The 26,257-nt window shown below is 54.2% G+C and carries 23 protein-coding genes and 1 pseudogene; 13 read left to right on the top strand and 11 right to left on the bottom strand.

What is annotated here, in order from left to right:
* Window positions 1-7: 7 nt before the first annotated feature.
* On the bottom strand, window positions 8-1,225 hold the full coding sequence (locus tag ABLO27_RS13155) for an acyl-CoA dehydrogenase (RefSeq protein ID WP_353033368.1): 1,218 nt from the start codon (window positions 1,223-1,225) through the stop codon (window positions 8-10).
* A 160-nt stretch (window positions 1,226-1,385) separates the two neighbouring features.
* Here ABLO27_RS13155 and gcvA point away from each other — a divergent pair, with 160 nt between their 5' ends.
* The 3 genes from gcvA to ABLO27_RS13140 are packed head-to-tail and all read left to right on the top strand — an operon-like array spanning window position 1,386 to window position 4,057.
* Entirely contained in the window at window positions 1,386-2,309 is a 924-nt protein-coding gene (gene gcvA / locus ABLO27_RS13150; protein ID WP_353033367.1) for a transcriptional regulator GcvA, read from the top strand.
* Window positions 2,310-2,345: 36 nt separating this feature from the next.
* Window positions 2,346-3,254, top strand: a complete 909-nt coding sequence (gene yegS, locus ABLO27_RS13145) for a lipid kinase YegS (RefSeq protein WP_353033366.1) — start codon at window positions 2,346-2,348, stop codon at window positions 3,252-3,254.
* A gap of 56 nt (window positions 3,255-3,310) precedes the next feature.
* Window positions 3,311-4,057: a sulfotransferase family 2 domain-containing protein gene (locus ABLO27_RS13140; protein WP_353033365.1), complete on the top strand. Its 747-nt coding sequence runs from the start codon at window positions 3,311-3,313 to the stop codon at window positions 4,055-4,057.
* A gap of 82 nt (window positions 4,058-4,139) precedes the next feature.
* Here the strand turns inward: ABLO27_RS13140 and ABLO27_RS13135 are convergent, their stop codons facing one another.
* Window positions 4,140-4,886 (bottom strand): hypothetical protein, encoded by a 747-nt coding sequence (locus ABLO27_RS13135; RefSeq protein ID WP_353033364.1) that lies wholly within the window; start codon window positions 4,884-4,886, stop codon window positions 4,140-4,142.
* A 420-nt stretch (window positions 4,887-5,306) separates the two neighbouring features.
* Here ABLO27_RS13135 and ABLO27_RS13130 point away from each other — a divergent pair, with 420 nt between their 5' ends.
* On the top strand, window positions 5,307-5,999 hold the full coding sequence (locus ABLO27_RS13130) for a glycosyltransferase (RefSeq protein ID WP_353033363.1): 693 nt from the start codon (window positions 5,307-5,309) through the stop codon (window positions 5,997-5,999).
* Here ABLO27_RS13130 and ABLO27_RS13125 read toward each other — a convergent pair.
* The gene (locus ABLO27_RS13125) at window positions 5,977-6,246 is read right to left on the bottom strand and encodes a hypothetical protein (protein WP_353033362.1); all 270 of its coding nucleotides are present in this window, start codon (window positions 6,244-6,246) and stop codon (window positions 5,977-5,979) included. The genes ABLO27_RS13130 and ABLO27_RS13125 overlap by 23 nt on opposite strands.
* A gap of 160 nt (window positions 6,247-6,406) precedes the next feature.
* On the opposite strand from ABLO27_RS13125, the gene ABLO27_RS13120 reads away from it, so the two are divergent.
* Window positions 6,407-7,084, top strand: coding sequence for an FkbM family methyltransferase (locus ABLO27_RS13120; protein ID WP_353033361.1), 678 nt, complete (start codon window positions 6,407-6,409; stop codon window positions 7,082-7,084).
* A gap of 98 nt (window positions 7,085-7,182) precedes the next feature.
* Window positions 7,183-7,923 (top strand): putative nucleotide-diphospho-sugar transferase, encoded by a 741-nt coding sequence (locus tag ABLO27_RS13115; protein ID WP_353033360.1) that lies wholly within the window; start codon window positions 7,183-7,185, stop codon window positions 7,921-7,923.
* Between the two features lie 61 nt (window positions 7,924-7,984).
* On the opposite strand, the gene ABLO27_RS13110 is transcribed toward ABLO27_RS13115, so the two are convergent.
* Entirely contained in the window at window positions 7,985-8,809 is an 825-nt protein-coding gene (locus tag ABLO27_RS13110; protein ID WP_353033359.1) for a hypothetical protein, read from the bottom strand.
* 216 nt (window positions 8,810-9,025) lie between these two features.
* Here ABLO27_RS13110 and ABLO27_RS13105 point away from each other — a divergent pair, with 216 nt between their 5' ends.
* Window positions 9,026-10,699, top strand: coding sequence for a hypothetical protein (locus ABLO27_RS13105; RefSeq protein WP_353033358.1), 1,674 nt, complete (start codon window positions 9,026-9,028; stop codon window positions 10,697-10,699).
* Window positions 10,700-10,726: 27 nt separating this feature from the next.
* Here the strand turns inward: ABLO27_RS13105 and ABLO27_RS13100 are convergent, their stop codons facing one another.
* From ABLO27_RS13100 to ABLO27_RS13085, 4 genes and pseudogenes are all read right to left on the bottom strand, one after another.
* Window positions 10,727-11,731 (bottom strand): glycosyltransferase family 2 protein, encoded by a 1,005-nt coding sequence (locus ABLO27_RS13100; protein ID WP_353033357.1) that lies wholly within the window; start codon window positions 11,729-11,731, stop codon window positions 10,727-10,729.
* Window positions 11,732-11,793: 62 nt separating this feature from the next.
* Window positions 11,794-13,049: pseudogene (locus ABLO27_RS13095) on the bottom strand (nucleotide sugar dehydrogenase).
* A gap of 295 nt (window positions 13,050-13,344) precedes the next feature.
* Complete coding sequence (locus ABLO27_RS13090) at window positions 13,345-14,406, bottom strand: glycosyltransferase (protein ID WP_353033356.1); 1,062 nt, start codon at window positions 14,404-14,406, stop codon at window positions 13,345-13,347.
* Complete coding sequence (locus ABLO27_RS13085) at window positions 14,396-15,343, bottom strand: glycosyltransferase family 2 protein (protein WP_353033355.1); 948 nt, start codon at window positions 15,341-15,343, stop codon at window positions 14,396-14,398. The genes ABLO27_RS13090 and ABLO27_RS13085 overlap by 11 nt, the downstream gene beginning before the upstream one ends.
* Window positions 15,344-15,536: 193 nt before the next feature.
* Here ABLO27_RS13085 and ABLO27_RS13080 point away from each other — a divergent pair, with 193 nt between their 5' ends.
* The 5 genes from ABLO27_RS13080 to ABLO27_RS13060 are packed head-to-tail and all read left to right on the top strand — an operon-like array spanning window position 15,537 to window position 20,732.
* Window positions 15,537-17,159 (top strand): long-chain fatty acid--CoA ligase, encoded by a 1,623-nt coding sequence (locus ABLO27_RS13080; protein ID WP_353033354.1) that lies wholly within the window; start codon window positions 15,537-15,539, stop codon window positions 17,157-17,159.
* Entirely contained in the window at window positions 17,156-17,977 is an 822-nt protein-coding gene (locus tag ABLO27_RS13075; RefSeq protein ID WP_353033353.1) for an SDR family oxidoreductase, read from the top strand. Before ABLO27_RS13080 ends, ABLO27_RS13075 begins: the two co-directional genes overlap by 4 nt.
* Window positions 17,974-18,450 carry a MaoC family dehydratase gene (locus ABLO27_RS13070; protein ID WP_417714775.1) on the top strand — a complete coding sequence of 159 codons (477 nt, stop codon included), beginning with the start codon at window positions 17,974-17,976 and terminating at the stop codon, window positions 18,448-18,450. Before ABLO27_RS13075 ends, ABLO27_RS13070 begins: the two co-directional genes overlap by 4 nt.
* A gap of 12 nt (window positions 18,451-18,462) precedes the next feature.
* On the top strand, window positions 18,463-19,698 hold the full coding sequence (locus tag ABLO27_RS13065; RefSeq protein ID WP_353033352.1) for an acyl-CoA dehydrogenase family protein: 1,236 nt from the start codon (window positions 18,463-18,465) through the stop codon (window positions 19,696-19,698).
* A gap of 2 nt (window positions 19,699-19,700) precedes the next feature.
* A complete protein-coding gene (locus tag ABLO27_RS13060; protein WP_353033351.1) occupies window positions 19,701-20,732 on the top strand; it encodes a phosphotransferase family protein in 1,032 nt (343 codons plus the stop codon).
* A gap of 257 nt (window positions 20,733-20,989) precedes the next feature.
* Here ABLO27_RS13060 and ABLO27_RS13055 read toward each other — a convergent pair whose 3' ends face one another.
* The 3 genes from ABLO27_RS13055 to ABLO27_RS13045 form a co-directional block, all read right to left on the bottom strand.
* The gene (locus ABLO27_RS13055; RefSeq protein WP_353033350.1) at window positions 20,990-23,104 is read right to left on the bottom strand and encodes a 3-hydroxyacyl-CoA dehydrogenase NAD-binding domain-containing protein; all 2,115 of its coding nucleotides are present in this window, start codon (window positions 23,102-23,104) and stop codon (window positions 20,990-20,992) included.
* A 117-nt stretch (window positions 23,105-23,221) separates the two neighbouring features.
* Complete coding sequence (tsaA, locus tag ABLO27_RS13050) at window positions 23,222-23,692, bottom strand: tRNA (N6-threonylcarbamoyladenosine(37)-N6)-methyltransferase TrmO (protein WP_353033349.1); 471 nt, start codon at window positions 23,690-23,692, stop codon at window positions 23,222-23,224.
* A 19-nt stretch (window positions 23,693-23,711) separates the two neighbouring features.
* A complete protein-coding gene (locus ABLO27_RS13045; RefSeq protein WP_353033348.1) occupies window positions 23,712-24,590 on the bottom strand; it encodes a helix-turn-helix transcriptional regulator in 879 nt (292 codons plus the stop codon).
* A 540-nt stretch (window positions 24,591-25,130) separates the two neighbouring features.
* On the opposite strand from ABLO27_RS13045, the gene ABLO27_RS13040 reads away from it, so the two are divergent.
* Entirely contained in the window at window positions 25,131-26,225 is a 1,095-nt protein-coding gene (locus tag ABLO27_RS13040) for an ABC transporter ATP-binding protein (protein ID WP_353033347.1), read from the top strand.
* Window positions 26,226-26,257: the final 32 nt, after the last annotated feature.

The raw sequence follows: 26,257 nt of genomic DNA, 5'->3' as shown, positions 1-26,257 counted from the left end.
AACGTTATCAGAAGAATGCCTGCAGGCCGGTTTGCGCGCGGCCGAGGATCAGCGCATGAACATCATGCGTGCCTTCATAGGTATTCACGGTTTCCAGGTTCTGGGAATGACGCATGACGTGATATTCCTCCTGGATGCCGTTGCCGCCATGCATGTCACGTGCCTGACGGGCGATATCCAGCGCCTTGCCACAGTTGTTCCGCTTGATGATCGAGATCATTTCCGGTGCGACCCTTCCCGCATCGAACAGCTGGCCGACGCGAAGTGCCGCCTGCAGGCCGAGCGTGATTTCCGTCTGCATGTCGGCAAGTTTCTTCTGGAACAACTGGGTTTGCGCCAGCGGGCGGCCGAACTGCTCGCGGTCGAGGCCATACTGGCGAGCGCGCGCCCAGCAGTCCTCGGCAGCGCCCATCGAACCCCAGGCAATGCCGTAACGGGCACGGTTAAGGCAACCGAACGGACCCTTGAGGCCGGAAACGTTTGGCAACAGGGCATCTTCGCCGACTTCGACCCCATCCATCACGATTTCACCGGTGATAGAGGCGCGCAGGGAAAGTTTGCCACCGATTTTGGGAGCGCTCAGCCCCTTCATGCCCTTTTCAAGCACGAAGCCGCGGATGGCCCCGTCATGGGCCTCCGACTTCGCCCAGACAACGAAGACATCTGCGATCGGCGAGTTGGAAATCCACATCTTCGAACCGGTGAGCTTGTAGCCACCGTCGATCTTTTCTGCGCGTGTGCGCATGCCGGCCGGGTCGGATCCAGCGTCTGGTTCGGTCAGGCCGAAGCAGCCGACAAATTCGCCGCTTGCCAGTTTCGGCAGGTACTTCTGGCGTTGCTCCTCCGAGCCGTAAGCATAAATCGGATACATTACCAGGGAGGATTGGACGCTCATCATGGAACGATAGCCGGAATCGACCCGTTCGATTTCCCGCGCGACAACGCCGTAAGCGACGTAAGAGGCGCCCGCACACCCATACTCCTCCGGCAGGGTGACGCCGAGCAGTCCGAGCTCGCCCATTTCGTTGAAGATGGACCGGTCAGTCTGTTCTTCCCTATAGGCATCAATCACTCGTGGCAGAAGCTTCTCCTGAGCATAGGCGCGGGCGGTGTCCTGGATCAGCTGTTCGTCTTCTTTCAGCTGCTCCCGAAGGTGGAACGGGTCTTGCCAGTCGAAGGTGCCGCCGCCGGCGGGTGAGGACTTGATATGTGCCGGTGCATTCATACTTTCTCTCCCGGGCCCTTTCGTCGCGGCCCTCGTTTTTTGTCGCCGATTATCGGCTTAGGTCATTCTGTTTTTTCTAGTGTTGCCGGAATTTCATTTGCAGAAAAGCGAAAGCTGCTCCATCTTTCATGACGAAATGGAATGAAGTAGGGCAAAACACATGCGCCGCGCCTTTGTCCCACCGGCGGACACCCTGATCGCGTTTGAATGTGCTGCACGGCATTTGAGCTTCACGCGGGCGGCCGAAGAACTGCACCTGACCCAAGGCGCTGTTTCAAAGCAGGTTCGCCACCTTGAAGACAGGCTGGGGGTCGAACTGTTTCGGCGTGTGCGCCAACGCATCGTGCTGACCGACGCTGGCCGGCTGTACCTTCATGACATACGCGGCGCGCTGGAGCAGATGACCGCGGCGACGCGGCAGGTGATGTCTTATGCCGGCAGTGCCGACGTTCTGAACCTGGCGGTGCTTCCAACCTTCGGAACGCGCTGGCTCGCACCCAGGCTTGCCGAGTTCGTCAGGCGATATCCTGATGCAGGGCTCAATCTGAGTGTTCGCCTTCAACCGTTCGACTTTGACGAAGAGCCGTTTGACGGAGCCATTCATCATGGGGATCCGGTCTGGGCAGGCGCGATAGCGGAGCGCCTTTTCGACGAGGAGGTCATTCCCGTGGCCTCCCGTGCATTTCGCGACCGGCATCAAATCAGGACACCTGCCGATCTTGCCCGCGTTCCGCGTCTTCAGCTGGCAACCCGTCCGCTTGCGTGGCGTCAATGGTTCGACCGGGCCGGGGTCGAAACCGACGCCGCCTTCCAGGGCGCGCGTTTCGAACAGTTCGTCATGATATCCGAAGCTGCCATCCACCACGCCGGAGCGGCGCTCATCCCAAGGTTCTTTGTTGAAGCGGAACTGGCTTCAGGTCGCCTTGTGCGCCTTTTTGATCTGTCGCCGGATCAGCAGACGGCCTATTACTTTGTCTATCCGGAAGGTCGGACCATGCGGCCCGTCGTTGCGGCCTTCCGGCAATGGCTGATGGAAGAGGCGAGAACCGCGCGCACAAAACGCGAGACCATGTTGCCGGGCTAGTCCCCGGCAGCGCGTCGTCAGAACAAGGAGAAGGACTTGGACAAGCAGCATTTGCGTCTGATCCTGAACGGTAAGTCGGCTGGCCGCAACGATGTGCGGGCCGCCGTGCAGGCTGTACGTGCGATGGGGCATGAGGTTTCTGTGCGGGTGACGTTCGAAGCTGGTGACACGGCGCGGCTGGCGAAGGAAGCCTTGCGTGATCAGGCCCAGGAAAAGATCGATACGCTTGTAAGCGGTGGCGGCGACGGAACGATCCATGAAGTTGTCGATGCGGTCCTGCATGAGTTGCCCGCTGGTGAAAAACCGCCCTTTGCCTTTGCCGTTTTGCCGCTCGGCACGGCCAATGATTTTGCCCGCCACATTCGCCTGGATCCGGCTGATGTGCCGTCCTGCCTGCGCTTTGCCGCACGCGCCAGCGCCAAGCCAATGGATGTGGGCGAAGTGAATGGCTGCGTCTTTGTCAACATGGCAACAGGTGGTTTTGGCACACAGGTAACGTCGCAAACCGACCCAAATCTCAAACGGGTGCTGGGCGGAGCGGCCTATCTTTTCACTGGCCTGCATCGCTTTTCGGAGCTGGCAGCCTGTGAGGCACGCATCGAGGCAGAAGGGTTCTCCTGGGAAGGGCCTTTCCTCGCCCTGGCCATAGGCAACGGCCGGCGCGCCGGTGGCGGTATCCGCCTGTGTCCGCGGGCCAAACTCGATGACGGCTTCCTGGATCTGACAATCCTGCCTTTTCCGAAATCCGGGCGGGGAATCGACATCCTCTCAACCCTTCTGGACAGGGGTGTCGACGGCATGAGCAATGGTCTCATCCAAAGAAAAGCCCGCAACATCACCATCCAGACTCAAAAACCGGTCCAGTTCAATCTGGACGGCGAGCCGATGAATGGACAGTCCTGGCAGATTGGGATAAGGCACCATCAGATTGACATGCGGCGTTAGAGGCACCCAACAGGCGCTTGCTTTTCCACAGTGCATGCCGGACCGATGAGACCGAGATGATGGACGAATACCAGCTTAAAAACTTCCTGAAATTCGCCCCCGCCCGCCTGGGCATCGTCCCAAAGAAGCACTTGTTGATCCATATCCCGAAAAACGGTGGCATGGCGCTTCGCGAAGCGCCGGAACTCAACGGCAAACTTGTTCTTGCTCATCGCAGGCGGCTGAAAAGCAAGGCCTACGCGAACGGGCTGCTGGACTACATGCGCTCACGAGGCCTGCACCCCGGATACGAGCATGCCCGCCTGCGCGATATCGACACGTCCGTCCGGGCAGGAACCGTGCCATTTGCGGTGATCCGGAACCCATGGGCGAGAACCTTTTCGCGTTTCAAGTTCTATCTGCAGACCAGCGGTCAGCATGAGCGTCAGCTTGAACTCACCGTCGAGGGCTTCGAGGAATTTCTGGAAACCAGACATGAATGGGGAACAAAGGACTATTTCTGGCATCGCGCGTCCCTCGGCTGGTACCCTCAAATGGACTATGTTGTTGATGAAACCGGCAAGGTTGCGGTCAACATTCTTCGCCAGGAAAACCTGAGAGAGGAAGTTGCGCAGTATTTTGAGGTTGAGAACACCTTGAAACAGAAAAATGTATCACGCAACGCAGGCGCGAGTTACAAGGATTTTTACAGCAAAAAATCAATCCAGATCGTCGCCGACTGGTATACCGCGGAGGTAAGTTTTTTCGGCTTCGATTTTGAGACAGCCGCAACCAGAGGCGTTTACTTTGCAAGCGAAAGCTGACCAACGCGGCCTTTTTCCGATGTTGTCTGTAAATTAGCCACGGTTTTTCTCTGCTGCATTTCATACCTCAGCAGGGACATTCTTAATTCTCTTCGTTTGTCCAGACGCTGTTGCCGTCAATAACCGTTTTTGTAATTCCGTGTTCGTCTCTGTGCTGTCTGCCGATATCGATTGCTACAAACTCCCGACGGGCGCCGATGAAGTGGTTGCGGAAATCTGCCGTATAGGCATTCAGCTCCGGGTTAAGAGTGTTGAGTTGCTTCTCGGGATCGAGTGTGTCGTTCATGAGTTCAGCGCATCGGTGTGCGAAGTCCCGACGAACGAAACTTGGGCTGGTTGTGAAGATGGGCCTTCTTCTATTGAGGCTTTTGCCAAGGTCTCTGCCCAAGAAGGTCAACCGACTCGGTTCATAGTGATACATGGATCTGTAGCCCCAGTTTTTTTCCCGGGTCATCAGCGAGATTTGCGCCACGTTCCTCTTTTGGGCATCGTGAAACTCTTGCAGTGAAACCTCGCGGCTCAGCACCCAGTCGTCCTCAAGATGAAAGCACCAGTCGGCCTTGGGTCGGCTCCACAACCATCTGACAGCCTTGGTAAAATGCGGTTTGTCCGGTTTCCTGGAAACGACTTCGGAAAAATATTCCCGGCAAATCAGCTCACAAGTCTCAACTTCCTCCGGCCCACCCTCGAAAGGATCAATGTTCACATAAAGGGTCTGGAGATCAAAATTCTTGAACAGCTTGGAGTAAAAACTCTCCAGAGTTTCCCGAAGCAGACCGGGGCGTGCACCGGATACGAGAGAGATGTCTATTTTTTCGTGTTTTTTCATTGAGTTAGGCTAGTGCGTTAGTATCTAATCTATCTTCAGAGGAAGATAGAGTGAGTTATGTCAAACGAGTGAATCTCATTTCAACGGTAGTGCCATTTTTTTGCCGATCCAGGTCTTTTCGAAATCGGAATATATAAATTTGTCTCGACAAATGCTTCTTTGAAGGAGTTTTAGTTAACAAATCGGATGCTGGATATTGTTATGAGATGGTCCCGGCCCTTGCTGTAGAGATCGAGAGTTCTTTTCGTGTTTAAGTACAAAGGAAACCGTTGAGAGCTTTCTGATGTCAAACGCAATAAGGATGCGAGGCATATAAGTTCAGGTGAGAAAGTTGCGAAATCTGTTTCGATTTGTGGCATTGATTCCTCAAATTTTTGCCAGTAGTTTCGCGCCAAGTTCAGACCTTGGAGAACATACAGAGTGCTTAACATTTTTATTGGTTACGACCCGAGAGAAGCGGTAGCTTATCACGTTTGTGTCAACAGTCTGACACGGCTGTCGAGCGATATACTGGCAGTTACGCCATTGTCTCTACGTAACTTGGCAACGTATCAAGAGACACACACGGACGGATCTAACCATTTTATTTACACTCGTTTTTTGATTCCGCATCTGATGAACTACAATGGCTGGGCGTTGTTCTTGGATGGCGATATGATTGTCCGTGACGACATCGCCAAACTCTTCGCCATGCGTGATGAAAAAAAAGCGGTTCTTTGCGTCCACCACGAATATGAAACCAAGCAACAAACAAAGTACTTGGGATCAAAGAACGAAAACTACCCAAGGAAAAATTGGTCGAGTGTTGTTCTATGGAATTGTGCCCATCCGGCGAACCGTGTTGTGACACCAGAGTTCGTAATGAATGCGACCGGAGCGCAATTGCATCGTTTCACTTGGCTGGAAGATGACCTCATCGGTGAGCTTTCGATGGAATGGAATTGGCTGCCAGATGAGTTTGGCCCGAATCCGGATGCCAAGCTGCTTCACTATACACTCGGAACTCCATGTTTCCACGAATATGCCAATACCCCCATGGCAGCGGAGTGGCACCGGGAAAAGCTTCTTACCAACTATTCGATGCAGCACGTCATTGATGGGCCGTTCGACTGAACATGATCGGGTGGCGGATTTCTGCGATCAAGTCTTGACGACGTAGATCATTGAAGCCGATGGCGCAGTCAACCCTGGTGGGATCTTCCCAATTGTTTGACTGTGCTTTTCTTTTCTCGACGCTCTTATCCGGTTCGGTACTCAAGATTTTGCCGTCCGCAGTTTCAATGAAATTGTGCAGGGCCACTCGAGTTCGCTCACGAATGACGTTTGCCCTTGCGCGTAGTGAGCGTTCAGCTTTGCGCATTCAAGGATCGCATTTCAATTGACGCTCGGAAGCGCTTGACGCCAATTATTTTCGCTGACATTAGCATTGAACAAATACGCCGAAACCGGACAGGTTCAGAAAAATGCAAAGTAAAATAATGAACAAAATAAAGTGCGATCTGTTTAAGTTAAGGAGGCGTGTGTATCAAATTCTGAAAGTGAAACGGGTAAACGTGGGTGGATTCAAACTGAATTCAGACAGAAACTTTATTCCAAAAGATTTGGTTAAATTTCTTTACGACGACTCTTATGAAAAAGATGAGAGATATCTTGTTGAGAAATACCTTGATAAGAGCGACCGGGTGCTCGAAATCGGCGCGGGTATAGGTCTGGTGAGCCTTACCTGCGCGCGAATTGTAGGGACTAAAAACATCGTTTCCTATGAACCAAATCCAGGAACACAGGATATAATCAAGCAGAACTTTGCACTGAACAGGCTGATCCCTCAATTGAGGGCCAGGGCAGTCGCACCGGACTCCGGCAAGGCAGACTTTTACTTTGCAGACAATATAATTTCATCGAGCTTGTTTAACCGGGACTTGGGTACAAAACAGACAGTTGAATGTGACAGTTTGATTGAAGTTTTAGAAGAATTGCGTTCGAACGTTATTGTAATGGATGTGGAAGGTGCTGAAGTTGATTTGCTTGGCAGATTTGAATTACCTTTTGTGAACAAAATAATTGTTGAAGTTCATCCGCATGTAGTTGGGCATGAAGGAATTGAGGCAATGGCGATGAATTTGAAAGAGCAACGATTCATCTTGCAAGAAGAAAAAGGAAAGTGCCACGTTTATTTAAGAGCGCGTGGAAAAACTTAGTTTTTGAATAAGGCTGATGGAGTATTCTTGTGATTTGTTTCAAATAGTGAATTGCAGAAACTCTAACCTCTCATAACCGGTTCCTCATCGAGAAAACCATGTTTGTTGCTAGCTTCTTTACAAAAGACACACCCTACGAAATCGAGGCAGAAAACCTGAAAAAAAGCCTGGAGCGCTTAAATGTGAGGTTTGTGATAGAAGGATTGCCCGCTCAAAAAAGTTGGGTCGAGAGCTGTGCACTCAAGGCTTCCTTTGTGAAAAGTGTCCGCGATCGATACGATGAAGATTTTTGGTGGCTTGATGCCGACGCCGAACTTCGCAGGCCGTTGAAAACCTATTCCGGCAATGCTCCTGATCTTGCTGCCTATATGAGTGACGGTTACAATTTCAGAAGCGGTGCCGTATATTTTTCACGTTCGTATACGACCACGTGCATTATTGACGAGTGGGTGGAGTACTGCAAATCTTATCCCTATGTGTGGGATCAGGTTCTACTGTTGTTTGCGCTGCACAATAACATCGTGTCACGCGGAGCACGTTTTGAGGTTCTTCCCGAAGCCTATTGCAAGAAAGACCCAAAGAAAAAAAAGCGGTTCCTGAAAAGGCTGGTTTCCGAACCTTTGAGTTTTCTGGAACGACCTATTGTTTTACAGCATCAGGCCTCTCGGCGTCTGAAGCAGGTTTACGACCAACCTGTTCGCCTTGATGTGCGCATTGAAGATATTGACGCACCGACAATTGAAGTCATCAGGACGAATAGCAGCGAGCTGATAGATGTAGAAGCGGTGGTCACTGCCGCAGCACAAAAGAAGAGCAATAGGCAAAGGAGTACTGCCTAGATAGCTCCGAGAGTGCTGACATGATTATGTCGATCCTTCTATTTCAATGGTTTTTAATAGCCTAATTTTGCCTTGTTAAAAGTAATCTCTGAGATTTTTGCCGGTCTACTATAACTGTACTTGAAAACCAAGTTTCGAGACGGTCCAGTTCCTCCCTTGTGGTCTCTTTTCGCACATCGAGAACAACCCGTGAGCCAATGGCGCTGTTCGCCATGAGATAGTCCACATAAAATTCAATAGGATAATGAAAACCCATGGAATAGAGGGATATCAGGAAATCAAATCGTGAAGCTGGCAGCTTAGCGTGGTGCGGGTTGCATGTCGAAATTTCGACCTTGCTCAATCCATTGGACAAAAGGAATTTTTTTGTCGCCGCAAGAGATGCATATCCTGCCCCAGAGGTCTCGAAACCGTGGTGATGTTTACCTGTTGTTGTTTCAATATCTATCAGAAGCAACTGGTCATATTTCTTGGTCCGATAGGCAACCATCTCAAACATTCCGTTGCCAGGCCCAATCGACACCCATTTGCCCCCGATCTTATGATCGCAGCTTCGGGAAATCAGGCGCCATTCCTGCTCAAGGTCATCAATAGTCTGATTGAGAAAGGTCTCGAGCTTCTTTTGTGAGAGCAGAAAATCTGAAATTTGATATGTTTCACCGGTTTCAAACCAGGATCTCAGAGCGGGTCCACCCCCCAATTCTTTGAAGCGGTCAGTTCGTTGCAAAACGAAATGTTCAATAAATTTTGGATCGGGTACCTCGACCGTAGGTAAATTTAGAATCGAAGATGTCCAGCTACGGACCAGGTCGTGTTGCTCTGCTTTTATGGAATCGTGTTTGTTTTCTGGCACAGAACGTTTGAATGCTTTGAATATACTTTTCATTTGAGCCTCAAATCCGCGCCGCCTATAAGGGGCAAAGTCGGCGTATTCGGGTTGTTGGTTTGGTTGATGCCGGTCAAGCGGACATGGGTGACTATCACAAAAGCTTAATGTAGCAGAAATTCTGGTGTGTTGTCGAAGGCTTCCCTCAGGTTAAGGGCTGATTGCGCGTTTGACGGCTACCGGAATTTTGCAGGCGATACAGCGGGAAATATAACTTTGACGACTCCGATCGGAATTGTAGTTTGCGATGTCAATGACATTGGAAAAGCACTCTCAATGGCAGGGCCCGAAGACACGATTATTGCCGGGTCAGCTCACATAAAGAGTGAGCTTGAAAAAAAGGGGGCGGACTTCGTGTCTGGCGAAGACCTTTATGGGCACGAGAAAGCTATTTCCGCAAATAGCCGGATTGTGGGTATTCTGAAAAATGTACGCGGCCAAGTGCGCAACTCACTTCCAGATCAGCTTTGCGAAACGGCAATCTCCATCCTTGCGGTTCGTCTGATGTTGTACTTCGCAAACGAAGCCATGAGTGAACAGCTCAGCGGGAAACTGATCTACCTCACGGATGGCAAGTCTTATGATCTACCGCCACCCGAAGTGACTGCAGTGCTGGCGGACGAGCTCGGTTGTGAAGATGAAGAGGTGCTTTCCAGCACCTTAAAGCCGGGCCATGTTTTCTTCAAGAAATATGAGCTGGACCTTCGAACGATTTCGGGAAAAAAACTCGAGAGCGCCCATTCTGAAATACCCAGGGTTTTCTTTAATTTTTCCAAAGAAAAACAGTCGCGCAATTTGACCAAATTGTTTTTCACTCGATGGATCAAGCGCAAAAACGCCTATGCGTTGCGGTATCATCTGCGTGTTCCGGTTAAGCCAATACCTGATAAGAACAACGTTGAAGCCTTATCCTTTACTGCGGACGACACTCTTAATGAATTCATCAGGGAGAATTTGCAAAGCACGATCCGCGACTATTTTTCGTATCGGGATGCTATGGTGCGTTTTTTGAACAGACACGGCACGCCGGTCCGTGCCGTTTTTAATCACGTTCAAAACACTGAGCGGGCAGCTTTCGCATCTGTCTTGAATGAAGCGGGCGTCGAATGTGAAATGTATAGCCACGGGTGCTTGGTTCCTCATGGCAGATCGCCACGCCGTGAGATCGTGAAATGCCTCGCAGATGCGCAATACAACGGTTCGCCATCACTGACCAAACTGCGTCCGCGTTCTCCGCTCCAAGTGTACCAGCACTCGCCAGCCCAGAAGATCGAAAAGAAACAGCGTGTCGTATCGTTCTCTAAAGCAAAGGCAACTTCTGCTTCGGCTAAGACCATTTATTTTGCGCCGAATTACATTACCTGGCACAAGGGATTCCACGGAATATCTGCAAACTGCTTCGAGACTGTTGTTGTCACCGAAAAGTTGGCTAGTGCGATTGCCTCCATACCGTCGGTCAATTTGCTTGTCAGAATCAAGACGACAGCAAAAGATGTAGCTGAGGCAAACAAGGGGGCCGAAGGCAGAGGATTGTATCCCAAAGATGTTGCGTATCTGCTTGACCCTGAAAATGGCGTCTTGGACGCGTCTTCAGGATCTCATTCGGAGTATCTTGTTCAATCAGATTTGGTCATTACCGAAGGGGTTACCGCGGTGATGTTTGAAGCGCTCGAAGCTCGCAAACCAGTATTGCTTGTCGTGAGAAGTAGGTCTTTGGATGCCTCGCTTCCGGGCTGGTCAGCGGAAACGCTTTTGTCTTCCGATGGCAGAAATGCGGTTTACTGTGCGAGCCTGGAAGATGATCTGCCTGCTGTTCTGGCATCAATTTTACAAAGACATAATAACAAGCCGCTAAGGAACGAAGAACTCCAACCCTACGTTTGGGTTTAGTCGGCGCATTTGGTCCACAGTGCATGTCTAAACTAGCCTCAGGCATGCCTCGCCATCTATGGATGTATGTTTTTTCAGGATCCGGCCATAAAGACATGAGCTTCTTCGCAGTTTGTTCAAATAACGCTTTTCTTGCGGCGTCTCGGAAACCATGCGCCCTTCCGGGCAATTTGTTAGGTAGTCCGACCAAAACGAGATATCTTTTCCTAGGTAATGGAACGGTTTGGTTGTCGAAAAATCAGATGCCTTGACTGCTGTCTGGTCTTTTTCTTTCTTTATGCGGTAGTTATGAACAAACCAGAACAGATCTTCGTCTGACAGTGCAACTTGATGCCAATTCTCACCGTATTTGTTGGTTAAATACGAAGAACCTTGAACGATTTTTCGATAGAAATTAGATTGCGGATTAGTTTCGATCTTATCTCTTAAGTATTTAGGGTTCAGAAATGGCACATGATACAGTGGCGTCTGAGTGTTGGTGAACCTAGAGCCTAAGAAAAGGTCCCGGAACCGGGCTAGCGGACGCAACACAAAATGGTTGCCATGGCGTATCCAAAACTCGCCTGTCCTGTCGGTGTTATATGCGAGCTTCGTGACCGTGGAGTTGTAGTTGGAAAACTGAAATACCGAATCATGATGAATTTCTAACTGATTTTCATCTGATAGAATTCCGTTTTTCCATGGCATGTGGATATAGCCATGTGTTTCATTCAAATCAAAAAACTGTTCAATTTCCGAAGAATTCTCGAACGGCAAGAATTCATCGACGTCCAAAATGAAAATCCACTTGAATTCCTTTTTTAGGTTCAAGTTGGAAAGCAACGCATTGATGCCAAGGTCCAGCGCATACAAGCCGATCGAAGATCTGATCACCGTCACATTTCTTCGGGACATTGTTCGGAGATCCCGGTTCGAATTGTGGTCGATCAGAAAGACTTGATCGACAAGCTGGGCATTTCTGGCAAGAAACGCGGGTAAATATGCTTCGCTGTTTTTAACCTGACAGATTACACAGGATTTTTGCTCTTTCATCTTTCTGCCTGCGATTGGGTCAGCGTCCTGAACATCCGCGTACCAACGTTTGAGAGGGAAACCTATGTCTTGACAATCTTTTCACCTTTATGGCCGCTGCGCGCGCAGACGTTCAGCGTAGCAACAACAAGCTTGGAGCATTCCACAATCATTTCCCAGTCGATACAGTCATGGTCGGTCGAGATCAAGATAGCATCGTAGCCGGCGAGTGTTTCCGGGGTCAGGGGGGACTTCAAGCCCTACGGTTGCGGGTAAGCGCGCGTTGAGCCAATTTCAGGCACATGCGGGTCATGGTACTCGATCGGGCTGCCGCGTTCCTGCAGGAGTTCGATCAGTTTCAGCGAAGGGCTTTCTCTGATGTCATCGACATTCTTCTTGTATACCCTTCCGACAATTAGAATTTTGGTGCCGTTTAGACCTCGTGAAAATCTTGTGTCGAGAGCCCAGCAGAGCCGATGCAGAACGTAGTAGGGCATCGTTGTGTTGATTTCACCAGCGAGTTCGATAAAGCGGGTCGCGACTTCGTATTCGTGTGCCTTCCAGGTCAAATAGAAGGGATCGATCGGGATGCAGTGGCCGCCAAGGCCCGGATAAAAGGGCATGAAATCGAATGGCTTGCTTTTTGCCGCCTCTATGACTTCCCAAACATCCACGTCCATCTTGTCGTAAATGACCTTCAACTCGTTTACGAGTGCGATGTTGACTGAGCGAAAAATGTTTTCGGTCAACTTGACGGCTTCTGCGGTTTTGGCCGAGGAAACCGGAACGACTCTCTGAACAAGTGACCCACAAAGGGCTTCAGCCAGATCAAGCGAATTCCGTTCGTCTGCTCCGACCACTTTCGGGATCGCTCTCGTGTCGAACTGCGTGTTTCCCGGATCTTCCCTTTCGGGAGAAAGGGCAAGGAAAAAGTCCGTTCCACAGGTCAATCCACCACGTTCCAGGATCGGTTTTTACCGGCTCGCCTGTCGTATCCGGCCAGGACGTTGATTCCAGAACGATCAGCTGACCAACTCTGAGATTTGCTGCGATGGCTTCAGCGCTGGCCTCAACGTAGGAAAGATCTGGTTCTCGTTGTTTGCTGAGCGGTGTCGGAACCGCGACAAGGATCGCGTCAGGTTGATCAAGCTACGAAAAGTCATTGGTTGCCCGAAACCGTTTTTGCCAGAGCCTTATCGAGCATGGCATCGTCGATATGCTCAATTGCCGATTGCCCGGCACTTAGCAGATCGACCCGCGCTGCGTTGATGTCGAAGCCGACGACATTGAAGCCTTCCTGAACGGTGGTAATCGCAAGAGGAAGACCGACATATCTCATGCCGACAATGCCAATGGTGAATTCGCGTCTTTCAATCCAGGTGATCAACTCGGCGAACTGCTTGCTCGCCCCTGTGGATTGACTGGACAAAGGAAACCTCGAGATTTTCTTCAGGAATGGGTTAGAGGCAGCTCGAGCGATTGCTGTTTGCCACAACTGGAACAAAATTCAAGCATCTTGCGTTCGTGTCACCGAGAGCAGAGCACATGACGGTCAAGGGACCCGGCGTTCTGGGTTCGAGCTCTCGTCATCAATGACGCCGGTGCAAACCAAGTTTTGTTAGAGCAATCGGCATTCAGTCGCGCAACATGAGCTCCAAATATCTATCGCAGATACTGTCTTCAGAATACTGATCGTTCAAATATCGGGCAGCGTTTTGAACGAGCGTGTCGCGCAATTCACCTGAGCTCACAATCCCGGAAATCGACGCCACCAAGCCCTCAACATCTCCACAGGGTGAAAGCAGCCCCGTCTTGCCGTGTTCGATCAGCCAGCTCGGTCCAGGGGATGCGGTTGCAACCACCGGGAGGCCGGCGTTCCAGCCTTCCAGGACGACGTTGCCCAATGGTTCCTCGTCTGTCGGGCAGACAAGGATGTCCGCAGCTTTCAGGAACGGGGAGGGATCGCGTTGCCAGCCGAGGAAATGGACGCGGGAGAGAACGCCGCACTCCGTTGCCAGAGCCTTCATGTCGTCCAGCAGCTCACCATCACCGATCAGCCAGGCATGGACAGTATCTGGCAATTGCTGCAGCGCGCGGATGATCAGGTCGAACCGCTTGCGTTGAACGAAACGTCCGAGTGCGATCAGCACCGTCGCGTCTTGAGGCGTGTCGAAATCCGCGCGTTTGACCGGCCGCAGATCTTCCGGCAGCGGATCGACGAAATTGCTGATCACGTGGGCCCTGTCGGCGGGCCAACCCATCTCGACTGCCTGGCGGATGATTTCAGGCGTGTTGCCGATCAGGTCACCGACATTGCCGTAGGTGTGAAAGCCGTCAGGCCAGTCTCCGAGACGCAAAAACGTGCGCATGTCGGGCCCGGGCTTCGGGAGCCATTTGCTGGCCGGACTCATCCACCCCATGGTAGCAGTTGCGCCGAAATGGTGAATTTCCCGCGAGATTCCCCAGCGAACGAAATGGCGCTTGATGTGCGAGCGGCTGAACTTCAGCTCTCTGACCTCGCAATGCTCAGCCAGCTCGTCGCGCCACGCCCTGCCGGGTCTGATGAAGGCAATCTGCTCCACACCGCGTTTTGCCAATGCCCGGGAAAGGCGCACGAAGAACCTCTCCGCACCACCGTCAACGCCGAGATGTATATGGGCAAGTTTTCGGGAGCCATGCGACACGTCAGTGGCCATCGATCACGTCATAGTAATTGTGCGCCCGCCCCAGGAGGCCCCGCAGGTTGCCTGATCCCTTCATCAAACGGATGAGACCGTAATAGAAGAGTTTTTCACCACGTTTGCGGGCGACCGGCTTCATCACGAAACCCACAAGTGTTGCGAGCGAGCCGAAGAACATCCGCCGAAAACTCTTGGGAATGAAATGAAGGGCTGCTTTCCAGCGCCCTTCGCGCAAAACGATGTTGAAGGCACCAGATGTGGCGGCCATGTGCATGCGGCTCAAAAGCCGGCCCGTGGTCACACGCGAGGCCGGGATGTCTTCCTCGACAAAGGCATCGTCGACCCAAATCATTTTGGCACCGGCCGCGTGTGTGCGGCGGAAAAAGTCAATGTCTTCACTGCCGAAAGTCAGGCGTTCATCGAACCTGAGACCCAGTCCGTCCTTGCCAACAATCCGGGCGCTCAGAAGCACATTGTTGGTCGGCGCTTCGGTGATCACGGTTCCGGTGGGGCGGGGTTTCAGCAGCTGCGACTTCCACCAATGCGGTGCCGGTTTTTCATAGATCCGGCGAACCGGACCATTTGCGACTTCGGCCTTGTGTTCCGCACATGCGGAAAGCAGCTTTGCGATCCAGTCCGGTTCCGCGCGCTCATCATCATCGATCAGGGCGATCCAATCCGGATCCTGCTCAAGAGCGGCCTCAAGCGCCAGGTTCCGGGCAAATGGGATACCCTTTCTTCTTTCGTGATAGAAAAACACCGGCAGCGAATAGCGCGCCTTGGTGTCTTCCGCCGTCTGACCAGAAAAATATGGCTCCGGATCGTTCTCGACAACAACGATTGCCAGCTCGGTTCCATCCGGCCGGATCAGTTTGTCGAGGCTCGAAAGACAGGCCTGCAGCATTTTCGGCCGTTGCGCCGTGCAAACAGCGATGACCAGTTTCTGGGTCATAAGGGGATCTCAATCATTCCGTTTGGCAGCCACCCGCTCGGTGCCAGCTGCTTGCGCAGGGTTTGGCGCAAGTCCGGCGCTCTGTCAAAGGATTTCACCGGAACGGGCTTCCCCGTTGGGGAAGCTCACGCTACGGTTGCTCCTAAAGCCCTTTGGGAACTTGCTAAATGCAGCCGGTGTTGGGAGGACACACATGAAGGGATTGATGATGCACCGTCCGCTGAAGGTGGCGGACCTCATCACTTTTGCCGCGGAAACATACCCTTCCGGGGAAATTGTGTCCGTACGCACTGAAGGGGACGTTCACCGAACGACCTATGGCGAGACCGCAAGACGGGTCGCGCAACTGGCACATGGCCTGAAGAGCCTTGGCGTGAAACCGGGAGACAGGATCGCGACGCTTGCCTGGAACGGTTACCGCCATTTCGAGCTCTATTATGCGATCTCGGGCATAGGCGCGATCTGTCATACCATCAATCCACGACTGTCAGCCGAGCAGATGCTCTACATCGTCAGTCATGCCGAAGATCGTTTGCTCTTTGTTGACCTGACGTTTGTTCCGATCCTGGAACGGCTGGCTGCACATTTGCCGAAAGACTTGCGTTTCATCATCATGACCGACCGGGCTCATATGCCAGAAACGTCGCTGGAAGGTGCGTTTTGCTACGAAGATCTTCTCGATGGCCAACCAGGGGAGATTGATTGGCCGGAGTTCCCCGAAGATCAGGCTGCAGGCCTTTGTTATACCTCCGGCACGACCGGCGAACCGAAGGGCACGCTGTTTTCGCACCGCTCAACGGTTCTGCACGCTTTCAGCATGTGTGTGACGATCCCCAAGATCCTCCGAGAGGGTGTCCGTATCCTGCCGGTCGTCCCGCTCTTTCACGTGAATGCCTGGGGATTGCCATACGCGGCGCCACTCTCCGGGGTAAGCCTGATTTTCCCGGGAAGTGCTCTGGATGGCAAAAGCCTTTTTGATCTGATGGACCGGGAAAAGGTCTACTCCGCCTGGGGAGTGCCGACGGTCTGGCACGGACTGCTGAATGAAATCACCCAGAGAGGCCGTCTGCCGGAGGGCCTTGGCGATATCGTCGTTGGCGGTTCGGCTGCTTCCCGCAGTCTGATCGAGACTTTTGAGAGCCGCGGCGTCAACGTCTGTCACGCTTGGGGCATGACTGAAATGAGCCCGCTTGGCACCCAGTGCAACCTGCCGTCAGAAATGGACCAAATGGCTTTCGACGAGCGCATCGACCGCAAGCAGTCGCAGGGGCGGCGGGTCTTCGGCGTTGACATGAAGATTGTCGACGATGCCGGCATCAGGCTGCCGCACGACGGCAAGACACCGGGCCACCTTTATGTCCGTGGCAACACGATTACATCCGGGTATTTCAACAATGACGAGGCGTCCAGGCCAGTGTTCGACGGCGAAGGCTGGTTCTGTACCGGTGACATTGCCACGATCGATCAGGACGGTTTCTTGAACATCACGGACCGGTCGAAAGATCTCATAAAATCCGGAGGCGAGTGGATCTCTTCGCTGGATCTGGAAAATATCGTCATGTCTCACCCGGGGGTTGCCAACTGCGCGGTCATAGCAGTTCCTGATGAGAAGTGGGACGAGCGACCACTGTTGATCGTTCAGGCCAGAGAAGACGCACAGCCGCAAAAGCAGGAGCTTTTCGACCTTCTGGCCGAACGGGTCGCGAAATGGCAGGTGCCGGACGATGTCGTCTTTGTCGATGAACTGCCACTGACGGCAACGGGCAAGGTCTCAAAACTGACGCTCAGAAAGCAGCATGCCGGAGAAGCCGAATGAAGCCGGAAGATTTGTTCAGCCTGCCGGGAAAAACGGCGCTCGTAACAGGTGGCGCAACGGGAATCGGCCGGATGGCTGCGGAAGGGCTGCTGGCAGCCGGCGCCAGTGTTTTGATCGCCAGCCGCAAGGCGGAAGCCTGCAAGGCAGCAGCGGCTGAGCTGAACGCGGTCGGATATGACGGAAAAGCGGAAGGGTTTGGCGGCGACGTGTCGACGGAAGAAGGCATTGCCGGGCTTGCCGCGGAGATCGGCAAGCGAACCGATCGGCTTGATATCTTGATGAACAATGCCGGCACAAGCTGGGGCGCACCTCTTGGCCAGTTTCCGCACTCTGCCTGGGACAGGGTGATGCAGCTAAACGTGGCCGGCCTCTTTCAACTGACGCAAAGCCTGTTGCCTTTGTTGGAAGCTGCCGCAAGCGATGATGACCCGGCGCGTGTGGTCAATGTCGGCTCGGTTATGGGGGAAACGGCTCATGGGGACAGGGCCTACAGCTATGCCGCATCGAAAGCTGCCGTCCATCATCTCACCAGAATTCTCGCCAAGGAGCTGGCAGAACGGCGGATCACGGTCAATGCCCTGGCTCCTGGTCCCTTTGTCAGCAAAATGACCGCCTTCGCCACGGCAGATGAAGAGGTCAGGTCACGGGTTGGGGCTCAGGTACCGCTTGGCCGCGTCGGGCGCCCGGAAGACATTGCTGCGGCAGTGCAGTTTCTGTGCGGGCGCGGAGGAGCATACGTCACAGGGGCAATCTTGCCTGTCAGCGGCGGCATCAACGTGGAAACGGGGCCGGACCTGTTTCAGGAGGCGTATGAGTGACGGCAGCACGCAAGACCGGGCCGGTCACGATCGAAAGCCTGATGGCGATGACCGGTCAGGAGATCGGCGTTTCTTCCTGGTACCTGATAGATCAGCCTCAGATCGATGCCTTTGCCAAGGTTACACACGATCACCAGTTTATCCATGTCGACCCGGAACGCGCGGCCGCGACGCCGTTTGGCGGCACGATTGCGCACGGCTTTCTGACACTTTCACTCCTGTCTGCAATGGGACAGGAAGCGCAGCCGCAGATCGAAGGTGCCGTCATGGGCATCAATTACGGTTTCGACAAGGTTCGCTTCCTGTCACCGGTCAGAAGCGGAGCACGTCTGCGTGGCCGGTTTGTTCTTGGAGACGTGAAGCAGAATAAGCCGGGAGAGGTTGATGTTCTCTGGCAGGCGACCGTGGAAATCGAGGGTGAACGACGCCCGGCGGTGAAGGCCGACTGGCTGAACCGCTTTTATCTAACGTGAACTGGGGGACACATGGACCTTGGAATTTCCGACAAGGTGCGGCCGCTGATCGAAAAGGTCCGCGAGATGGTCGAGACCGAAATCGAACCGCTTGATGTCGAGTATCATCATGAAGTTGGACGACACCCCTCAGCAGATCGTTTTCAACTGACCGACCGCCAGATTGAAATCCTGGAAGACTTGAAAGCAAAGGCAAAACAAAGGGGGCTCTGGAACTTCTGGCTGACCGACAGTGAGAAAGGCTTCGGTCTGACAACCGTTGAATATGCATATCTTGCAGAGGAAATGGGCAAGGTCGGCATCGCCGCGGAAGTGTTCAATTGCAACGCGCCCGATACGGGCAACATGGAGGTGCTGGAACGTTATGGCACCGAAGCGCACAAGGAACGCTGGCTGAAGCCTTTGCTGAACGGCGAAATTCGCTCCGCTTACCTGATGACCGAGCCTGATGTTGCGTCTTCGGATGCCACAAACATCGCGATGACCGCGCAAAAACGGGATGGTCGGTGGATCCTGACCGGCGACAAGTGGTGGGCGACAGGGGCGGGTGACCCACGGTGCAAGCTCTATATCGTCATGGCCGCAACGGATCCGGAGGCTCACAAGCACGCCCGCCATTCCATGTTTCTGATACCCGCGGACGCTCCGGGAATTGAAGTCCTGCGTCCCATGCATGTCTTCGGTGCAGATGATGCTCCGCACGGTCATATGCATATCCGTTTTACCGATGTATCTGTACCCGAAGAGGATCTCATTTTGGGCGAGGGCAGGGGCTTCGAAGTGGCTCAGGGCCGCTTGGGTCCGGGGCGCATTCACCATTGCATGCGGGCCATCGGTCAGGCTGAAAAAGCATTGGAGCTCCTGTGCAAGCGCGCCATGAGGCGTGAAGCGTTTGGAAAAAAGCTGACGGATCTGGGCGCCAATCACGACATCATCGCAAATGCACGCATGGAAATCGAGATGGCGCGGCTCCTGTGCCTGAAAGCCGCCTGGGTCATGGACACACAAGGAACGCGTGCTGCCCAGCCCTGGATCAGCAAGATCAAGGTCGTCGCACCGCTGATGGCCTTGAAAGTCGTAGACGAGGCAATGCAGGTTCACGGTGCGGCTGGCATCAGCCAGGATTTTCCGCTGGCAGGCATGTGGACGCATTTGAGAACCCTGCGATTTGCCGACGGTCCCGACGCGGTGCATCGTCGCCAGATCGCCCGGACCGAGTTGCGCAAGTACACCAACGACAAGGTGTGAAAATGTCCGGACGCGGAACGGAACTGGATCCGGACGCACTGGCCAGCTGGCTGGAGAAGAACCTGCCCGGATTTCGCGGCCCGGTTCGAGCTGCAAAATTCAACCGTGGTCAGTCCAATCCGACCTTTCGGCTCTCCGCGGCTTCGGGCAACTATGTGCTGCGCCGGAAGCCTCCCGGCATTCTGCTGAAATCGGCCCACGCGGTGGATCGTGAGTTCCGTGTCCAGAATGCGCTTGCCGGTTCTGAGGTTCCGGTCGCCGGCATGCACGTGCTTTGTGAAGACGACAGCATTGTCGGTTCGTCCTTCTACATCATGGATCTTGTGGACGGCCGGAACTATGACGACCCGCGTCTGTTGGATCTCGCCTCGGACTTGCGGACCGTCGTCTATGACGAAATGAATCGGGTTCTGGCCGCGATACATTCAATTGATCTGGAGGCGCGCGGCCTGACTGATTTTGGTCCTGCCGGGAACTACTATCGCCGTCAGATCGATCGTTGGACCAGGCAGTACAGGGCGAGCGAAACGGAATCCATTCCGGCGATGAACGATCTGATCATGTGGTTGGACGGGAATATCCCGGAAGATGACGGAACGCGTACACTCGTTCACGGTGACTATCGTATCGACAATCTGCTCTTCGCCAGGAAAGGCCCGGAATGTGTCGCCGTACTCGACTGGGAACTGTCGACCATTGGACACCCCTATGCCGACCTCGCAGCGCTGATCATGCAATGGCAACGGCCAACCGGCGAAGAAGGTAGGGGGTTGGCGGGCGTCGATCGGTCTAAGCTCGGTCTGCCTGAAGACCAGGCCTTCATAGATGCTTATTGCAAGCGGATGGGACTGCCGGGAATTCCGGACTTCGGCTTTTACCTTGCTTTCTGCTTTTTCCGGATGGGAGCGATCCTTCAGGGTGTGAAAAAGCGCGCATTGGACGGCAATGCATCCAATCCGGAGCTGGGCCTGCGCCTCGGCGCCAGCGTTCCTGAATATGCTCATGGTGGTCTGGACGCAGCCCGGAGGATTTAGCACGTTGCACGGATGCTGGCGTTTAGGGCGATTACTGGGTTTGGGACTACTAGATCCCGGCTCTCCGCTACGCTGCGGCCGGGATGACAATGAGAGCCGGTCGCCGCTACTGTTGTCATCCCGGGCGACCAGCGGGAAGCCCGGGATCCAGTACCCTTGCGGAGTTGCGAATAAGCGCCGCGCGATAGGGACTTTCCGGACCCTAATTTGCCGGCTTGCCAGGCTTTGAATTTAACCGCCGCCGAGCGCCGCAGGCCTCACACGCGTTCGTTCATCTGCGCAAAGGTCTCGCCAGTCTCGGCCATCTTTCTCAGAAGGTCGGGCACTTGCCAGTAATAGTCGTCTTCCTGGGCATATTCCTCGATCCGCCTCACCAGCTCTTTCGGGCCAATCTGATCGGCCGTGTGCATCGGGCCGCCGCGGAAGCGCGGGAAACCGTAGCCGAACAGGAACACTGCATCGACGTCGATCGGGCGCAGTGCAATCTTCTCCTCAAGCACACGTGTCGCCTCCAGGATCATTGCGGTGGTGAACCGGTTGACGATCTCTTCTGAGGAAAAGGCTCGAGGGGTAACGCCCGCCTTTCGGCGTTCGTCATCGATGATTTCCAGAGCTTTCGGGTTCGGCCGAGTGCCGTCGTCATCATAGATGTAAAAGCCCTGACCGGTCTTGCGGCCGAACCACCCTTGCTCGCACAACTGATCGGCGATCGGAATGTAACGTTCTTCGGGGGGGCGCGTCGCCGCGCGGCGCTTGTTGGCCGCCCAGCTGATGTCGAGACCAGCAAGATCGGCGACCTGATAAGGCCCCATGGCGAGGCCGAACCCCCTCATGGCTTCGTCGATTTCTTTGGGTGACGCGCCGTCCATCATCATGTAGTCGGCTGCCTTCTTGTAGAAGGTCATGATGCGATTGCCGATGAAGCCGTCACATACCCCTGATCTGACACCGATCTTCTTGAGCCGCTTTGCGAGGGCAAATCCGGTTGCCACAACGTCGGCACTCGTCTTGTCGGCAACCACGACTTCAAGAAGGCGCATGACATGTGCGGGCGAGAAGAAGTGCAGGCCGATAACGTCCTGCGGTCTGCTGGTTGTAGCGGCGATCTGATTGATGTCGAGATAGGACGTGTTTGACGCCAGCACGGCGCCGGGTTTCACGCACTCATCGAGTTTTTCGAAGATCTCGCGTTTGACGCCCATATCTTCAAAGACGGCTTCAATGACAAGGTCGGCATTTGAGAGCGATGACAGGTCTGTCGATGTCGATAGTTTGTTTTCCAGAATGGCGTCACGGGCCTGGGTCGTCAGTTTGCCTCGCTTGACCGCGCCTTCCAGATTGTTCCCGATCGTGGCTGTACCTCTGTCCAGGCCGTCCTGATCGCGCTCGGTCAGGATGACCTGAAATCCGGCGAGAAGAAGTGCTGTCGCGATGCCGGACCCCATGGTGCCACTGCCGATCACGCCAATCAGATCAAGATCGCGTGGCGTCGCGGACGCTTCAGGTATCTTGGAGACCGCTCGTTCGGCAAAAAACGCGTGAATGAGCCCGGCGCGCTGCGGACTTTCCATGCATTCGTTGAAGAGACGGCGTTCTTCCTTGAGCCCCTCCGTCAAAGGCAGGTGGCTGGCTTCCACAGCATCAACGCATTTGTGCGGCGAAAACAGCAATGGTTGCGTATTGGCCAGCTTGTCGCGCATGTCGCGGACGGCCTCGTTGTCCTGCTCGGCGGTCAGCTCGCCGGTCCGTCTGGTCTGAAGTGTCTGATCAATGACATCCCGGGCGGCCTGGACAGCGACATCGCGTGGGGCACCGTCTTCGACCCGGTCGACCAACCCGCTCTGCAGTGCCTTGTCGGCGGCAATCGGTTTGCCGCTGGTGATCATCTCCAGCGAGGCTTTCACACCTGCAAGCCGTGGTGCACGCTGTGTTCCCCCGGCACCCGGTAAAATCCCGAGGGTGACTTCCGGCAGACCGACTTTCGTGCCGGTGATGGCAATCCGCGCGTGGCAGGACAGAGCGACCTCCAGTCCGCCTCCAAGCGTTGTTCCGTGCAGGACGCAAACGATCGGAGTCGGGCAGCTTTCAAGAAAGTTGCAGAGATCCGGCAACCAAGGGTCTTGCGGAGGTTTGCCGAATTCCCGGATGTCGGCACCGGCAATAAATGTACGGCCCTTGCCGTATACGGCGATCGCCTTGATGTCCTGGTCCTTCTGCAGCTCTTCAACGGCTTGCCAGAGACCGGAACGCAAGGCGTGCGACGCCGCATTTACCGGTGGATTATCCAGAGCAACGAGGGCAATGGCGCCCAACCGCTCGATGGACACAACGTCGTTGACGCCGACGGCGCCGGTCTCCGCATTCGTTTGCATGAAATCCTCCAGAGCACCGCTTCGGATGAGCGGTTTTGTCGGGGATTTTCAATTCTGACAGAGGCTTGTCAAGCCAGCCACGAGGATAATGTCGACTGACTTGGCGCTCACACCGGCTCAGCTTGAGGGTTTTGGCGGAGCCTTGGGCGTGAAGGAGCAACGGTCCGGCTTCAGGTCGATCAGGGGAGTGCCGTCAAGGCAATCGAGTCCACGCACCACCAGCGTTGCGCCATCGATGGAGACCAGTTTCGCCGCGACCGTGCCGATCGGATTTGGCCGGACGGGGGAACGCAGCGCAAAGGTGCCGAAAGTCCGGTCGCTGTGACCGGGATTCTGGACGACCAGGTCACGCCGGGCCTGATCGAGCCAGCAAAGCACTTCAATCTGGTCGAATTCCTCGATGCCTTTCAGGGCCGGTACCCAGGGCTCGAAAACTTGGATGCGGCATTCCGGGCCATCTTGTTTCCCCTGCCGCGGGCAGTCTTTTCTGTCGTTCCAGGGGGTGTGGATCCTGCCGATGAAATGCAGCCGGGCGTCGTCCGGCGCAGATGTCGGAACCATGATCTCGTGTGGACGGATGTCGCTCATTTAAGTGTCCTGTTCGGCGTTAGGCAGACAGCCAGCGGATCGACCCGTGTTCGGTCAGGCTGTATCCGCCGAGCTTGGTCGCTTTTTCCTGAAAGTCGGTGGTGCGGGCAAAGGAAAACAGCCGTTGCACCGGTTCGGTGAAGAAAGATCTGCGATCGATCAGAAGGTCGAAACACTCGTCTGCAAGCGGCACGAAGGCGAGTTTGAACTGCCGCGCCATCGCTTCAATGCCGAGAGAGGCGTCCGCTTCTCCGGATGCGACGGCTGCTGCGGCTTCACTTTCCGTGTGCGCACGGCTCTTGATGCAGGCGAGATCGTCCTCGCTCAGCCCTGAGTTCGCGAGCAGGTTCGAAAAGAGAACCGCAGTTCCTGCACCCGGTTGGCGCAAGGCAACCCGTTTTCCTTTCAGGTCATTGATCGAATGAATCTCGTCCGCGAGCTCACTTGAAACCAGAAGGCCGCGCTTGCGGGTTGCCCAGTTGATCAGAACAGCGTCAGGAAATCCGCGGCCGGCGACGGTTTCGATGTTCCAGCCGTCTGATTCAGGCAGATGGATTCCCGCAAGTGCTGCCGTTCCGGCCTCAAACTGGTTCAAACCATCGCGGCTGCCGTTGCAAAGCGTTGCAAGTCCGCATTCGGACGCGCGGATTGCCCAGTCCAGAAGCGGGTCATGTGACCCGGCCAGAACGTTGGGGCGTTCTCTGGAGCGCAACTGCCCGGACCCGTCGATCCAGGCGTGAATTTCGTCTGCCGGAAACAACAGCTTCCCGGTTATCCGCCGGTGTGGAATCTCATCGGCTGCCGCCAGGTCGTAAACCTTGCGTTCCTTCACGCGCAAAAGATCTGCAACTTCCTTGGTTGTGAGAAAAAGCGGGTTTTGATGGGCTGAGTTTGACAAATTGTTTCCTGCTGTTTGCACGGAACCTAACGGAGGAAGTCGATCGATTTCAAGATAGTCGAGACTGTGAGAGAAATGAATCGATTGTGGCCCGAATTCGGCGTTTCTCCGGCACCTTGAAGTTTATGAAAAGAACTTTCGTTGGTCCTCTTTTGCCGAAAACGTGTCGCTTTTGGCGTATCGGGAGCATTTTTTGACGTTCTGGGACATGTCGGCCAAGCAGAGGCTTGTGACACTCTTTGGAAATAATCAGAACAAATACATTTGTGCGTTAGAGATAACTCAGCCTGGTGGAAGTTAATCTTTCCTCCGGGCCGTAGGTATTTAGTATAAATTCCCGTTTATTTTCTGCGATGCAAAATATTCAATCGGGTTCTGGCTAAAAAATATTCATTTTTTTTCATTTGCCTCTTTCATTGTAGGATTTTTTTTGTTTTTCTAGTCGCGATCGCAAGGGCGATTGTTACAGGCGGCAAAAATCTCCTGCGACATGTCGGTCGGGCAATTGATAATAATTATAGAACCAGACTTGGGGACAAAATGGCGAAATCACGGGGCGCTGCTGTTAAGTATGACAGCGTTCAAAAGAGCTATGACGGGGAAACCCTGGTCGTAAAAAACCTCAACCTCGATATCCCGCCCGGCGAATTTCTGACCATGCTGGGGCCGTCTGGGTCCGGAAAAACCACCTGCCTGATGATGCTGGCAGGGTTTGAGCCCGCGACACATGGCGAGATCTATCTGAACGACAGGCCGATCAACAATGTGCCGCCGCACAAGCGCGGCATCGGCATGGTCTTCCAGAATTATGCTCTCTTTCCGCATATGACGGTTGCTGAAAACCTGGCCTTCCCGCTTCAGGTCCGGGGTGTTGGCAAGGCTGAGCAGCAAGAGAAGGTGCAGCGCGCGCTGGACATGGTCGAGCTCGGCATTTTCGGCAACCGCCGTCCGGCCCAATTGTCGGGCGGCCAGCAACAGCGTGTCGCGGTTGCCCGCGCCCTGGTGTTCGATCCCGAGTTGGTTCTTATGGATGAGCCGCTTGGCGCCCTCGACAAGCAGCTGCGTGAGCAGATGCAGTACGAAATCAAGCACATCCACGAAAATCTTGGTGTGACAGTGGTCTATGTGACGCACGATCAGACCGAGGCGCTGACGATGTCGGACCGGGTTGCGGTCTTTAACGACGGCGTCATCCAGCAGTTGTCCACGCCCGACGATCTTTATGAAGATCCGCAGAATTCGTTCGTGGCCCAGTTTATCGGCGAAAACAACAAGCTGAGCGGCAAGGTTATCGACATAAAGGGCGAGGAGTGCCTGGTCGAACTGGGTGACGGTACGCAGCTCAAGGCCGACAAGGTCAATGTGTCGGCCGTCGGCGACAAGACCACGCTGTCCCTCAGGCCCGAGCGTGTAGAATTCGATACTCATGATGCCATGGACAATCTGGTGAATGGCCGGATTGAAGAACTGATCTATCTAGGGGATCACATTCGCGTTCGCATGAACGTGTGTGGCAACGATGAGTTCATCGTTAAGGTTCGCAACCGCGGAGAGAAGCGCAAGCTGCATGTTGGCGACACGGTCCCTGTGGGCTGGGCGCTCAACGACTGTAAAGCGCTCGACGCTGTTGTCTAAATTCGCAAGGCGGTCGGCCTTTGGCCGCCAGC

Origin of the sequence: Roseibium sp. SCP15, assembly GCF_040329435.1 — a bacterium.
Taxonomy (GTDB): Bacteria; Pseudomonadota; Alphaproteobacteria; order Rhizobiales; family Stappiaceae; genus Roseibium.
The sequence above is the reverse complement of the archived record's forward strand: the minus strand, read 5'-3'. Positions and strand labels throughout refer to the sequence as shown.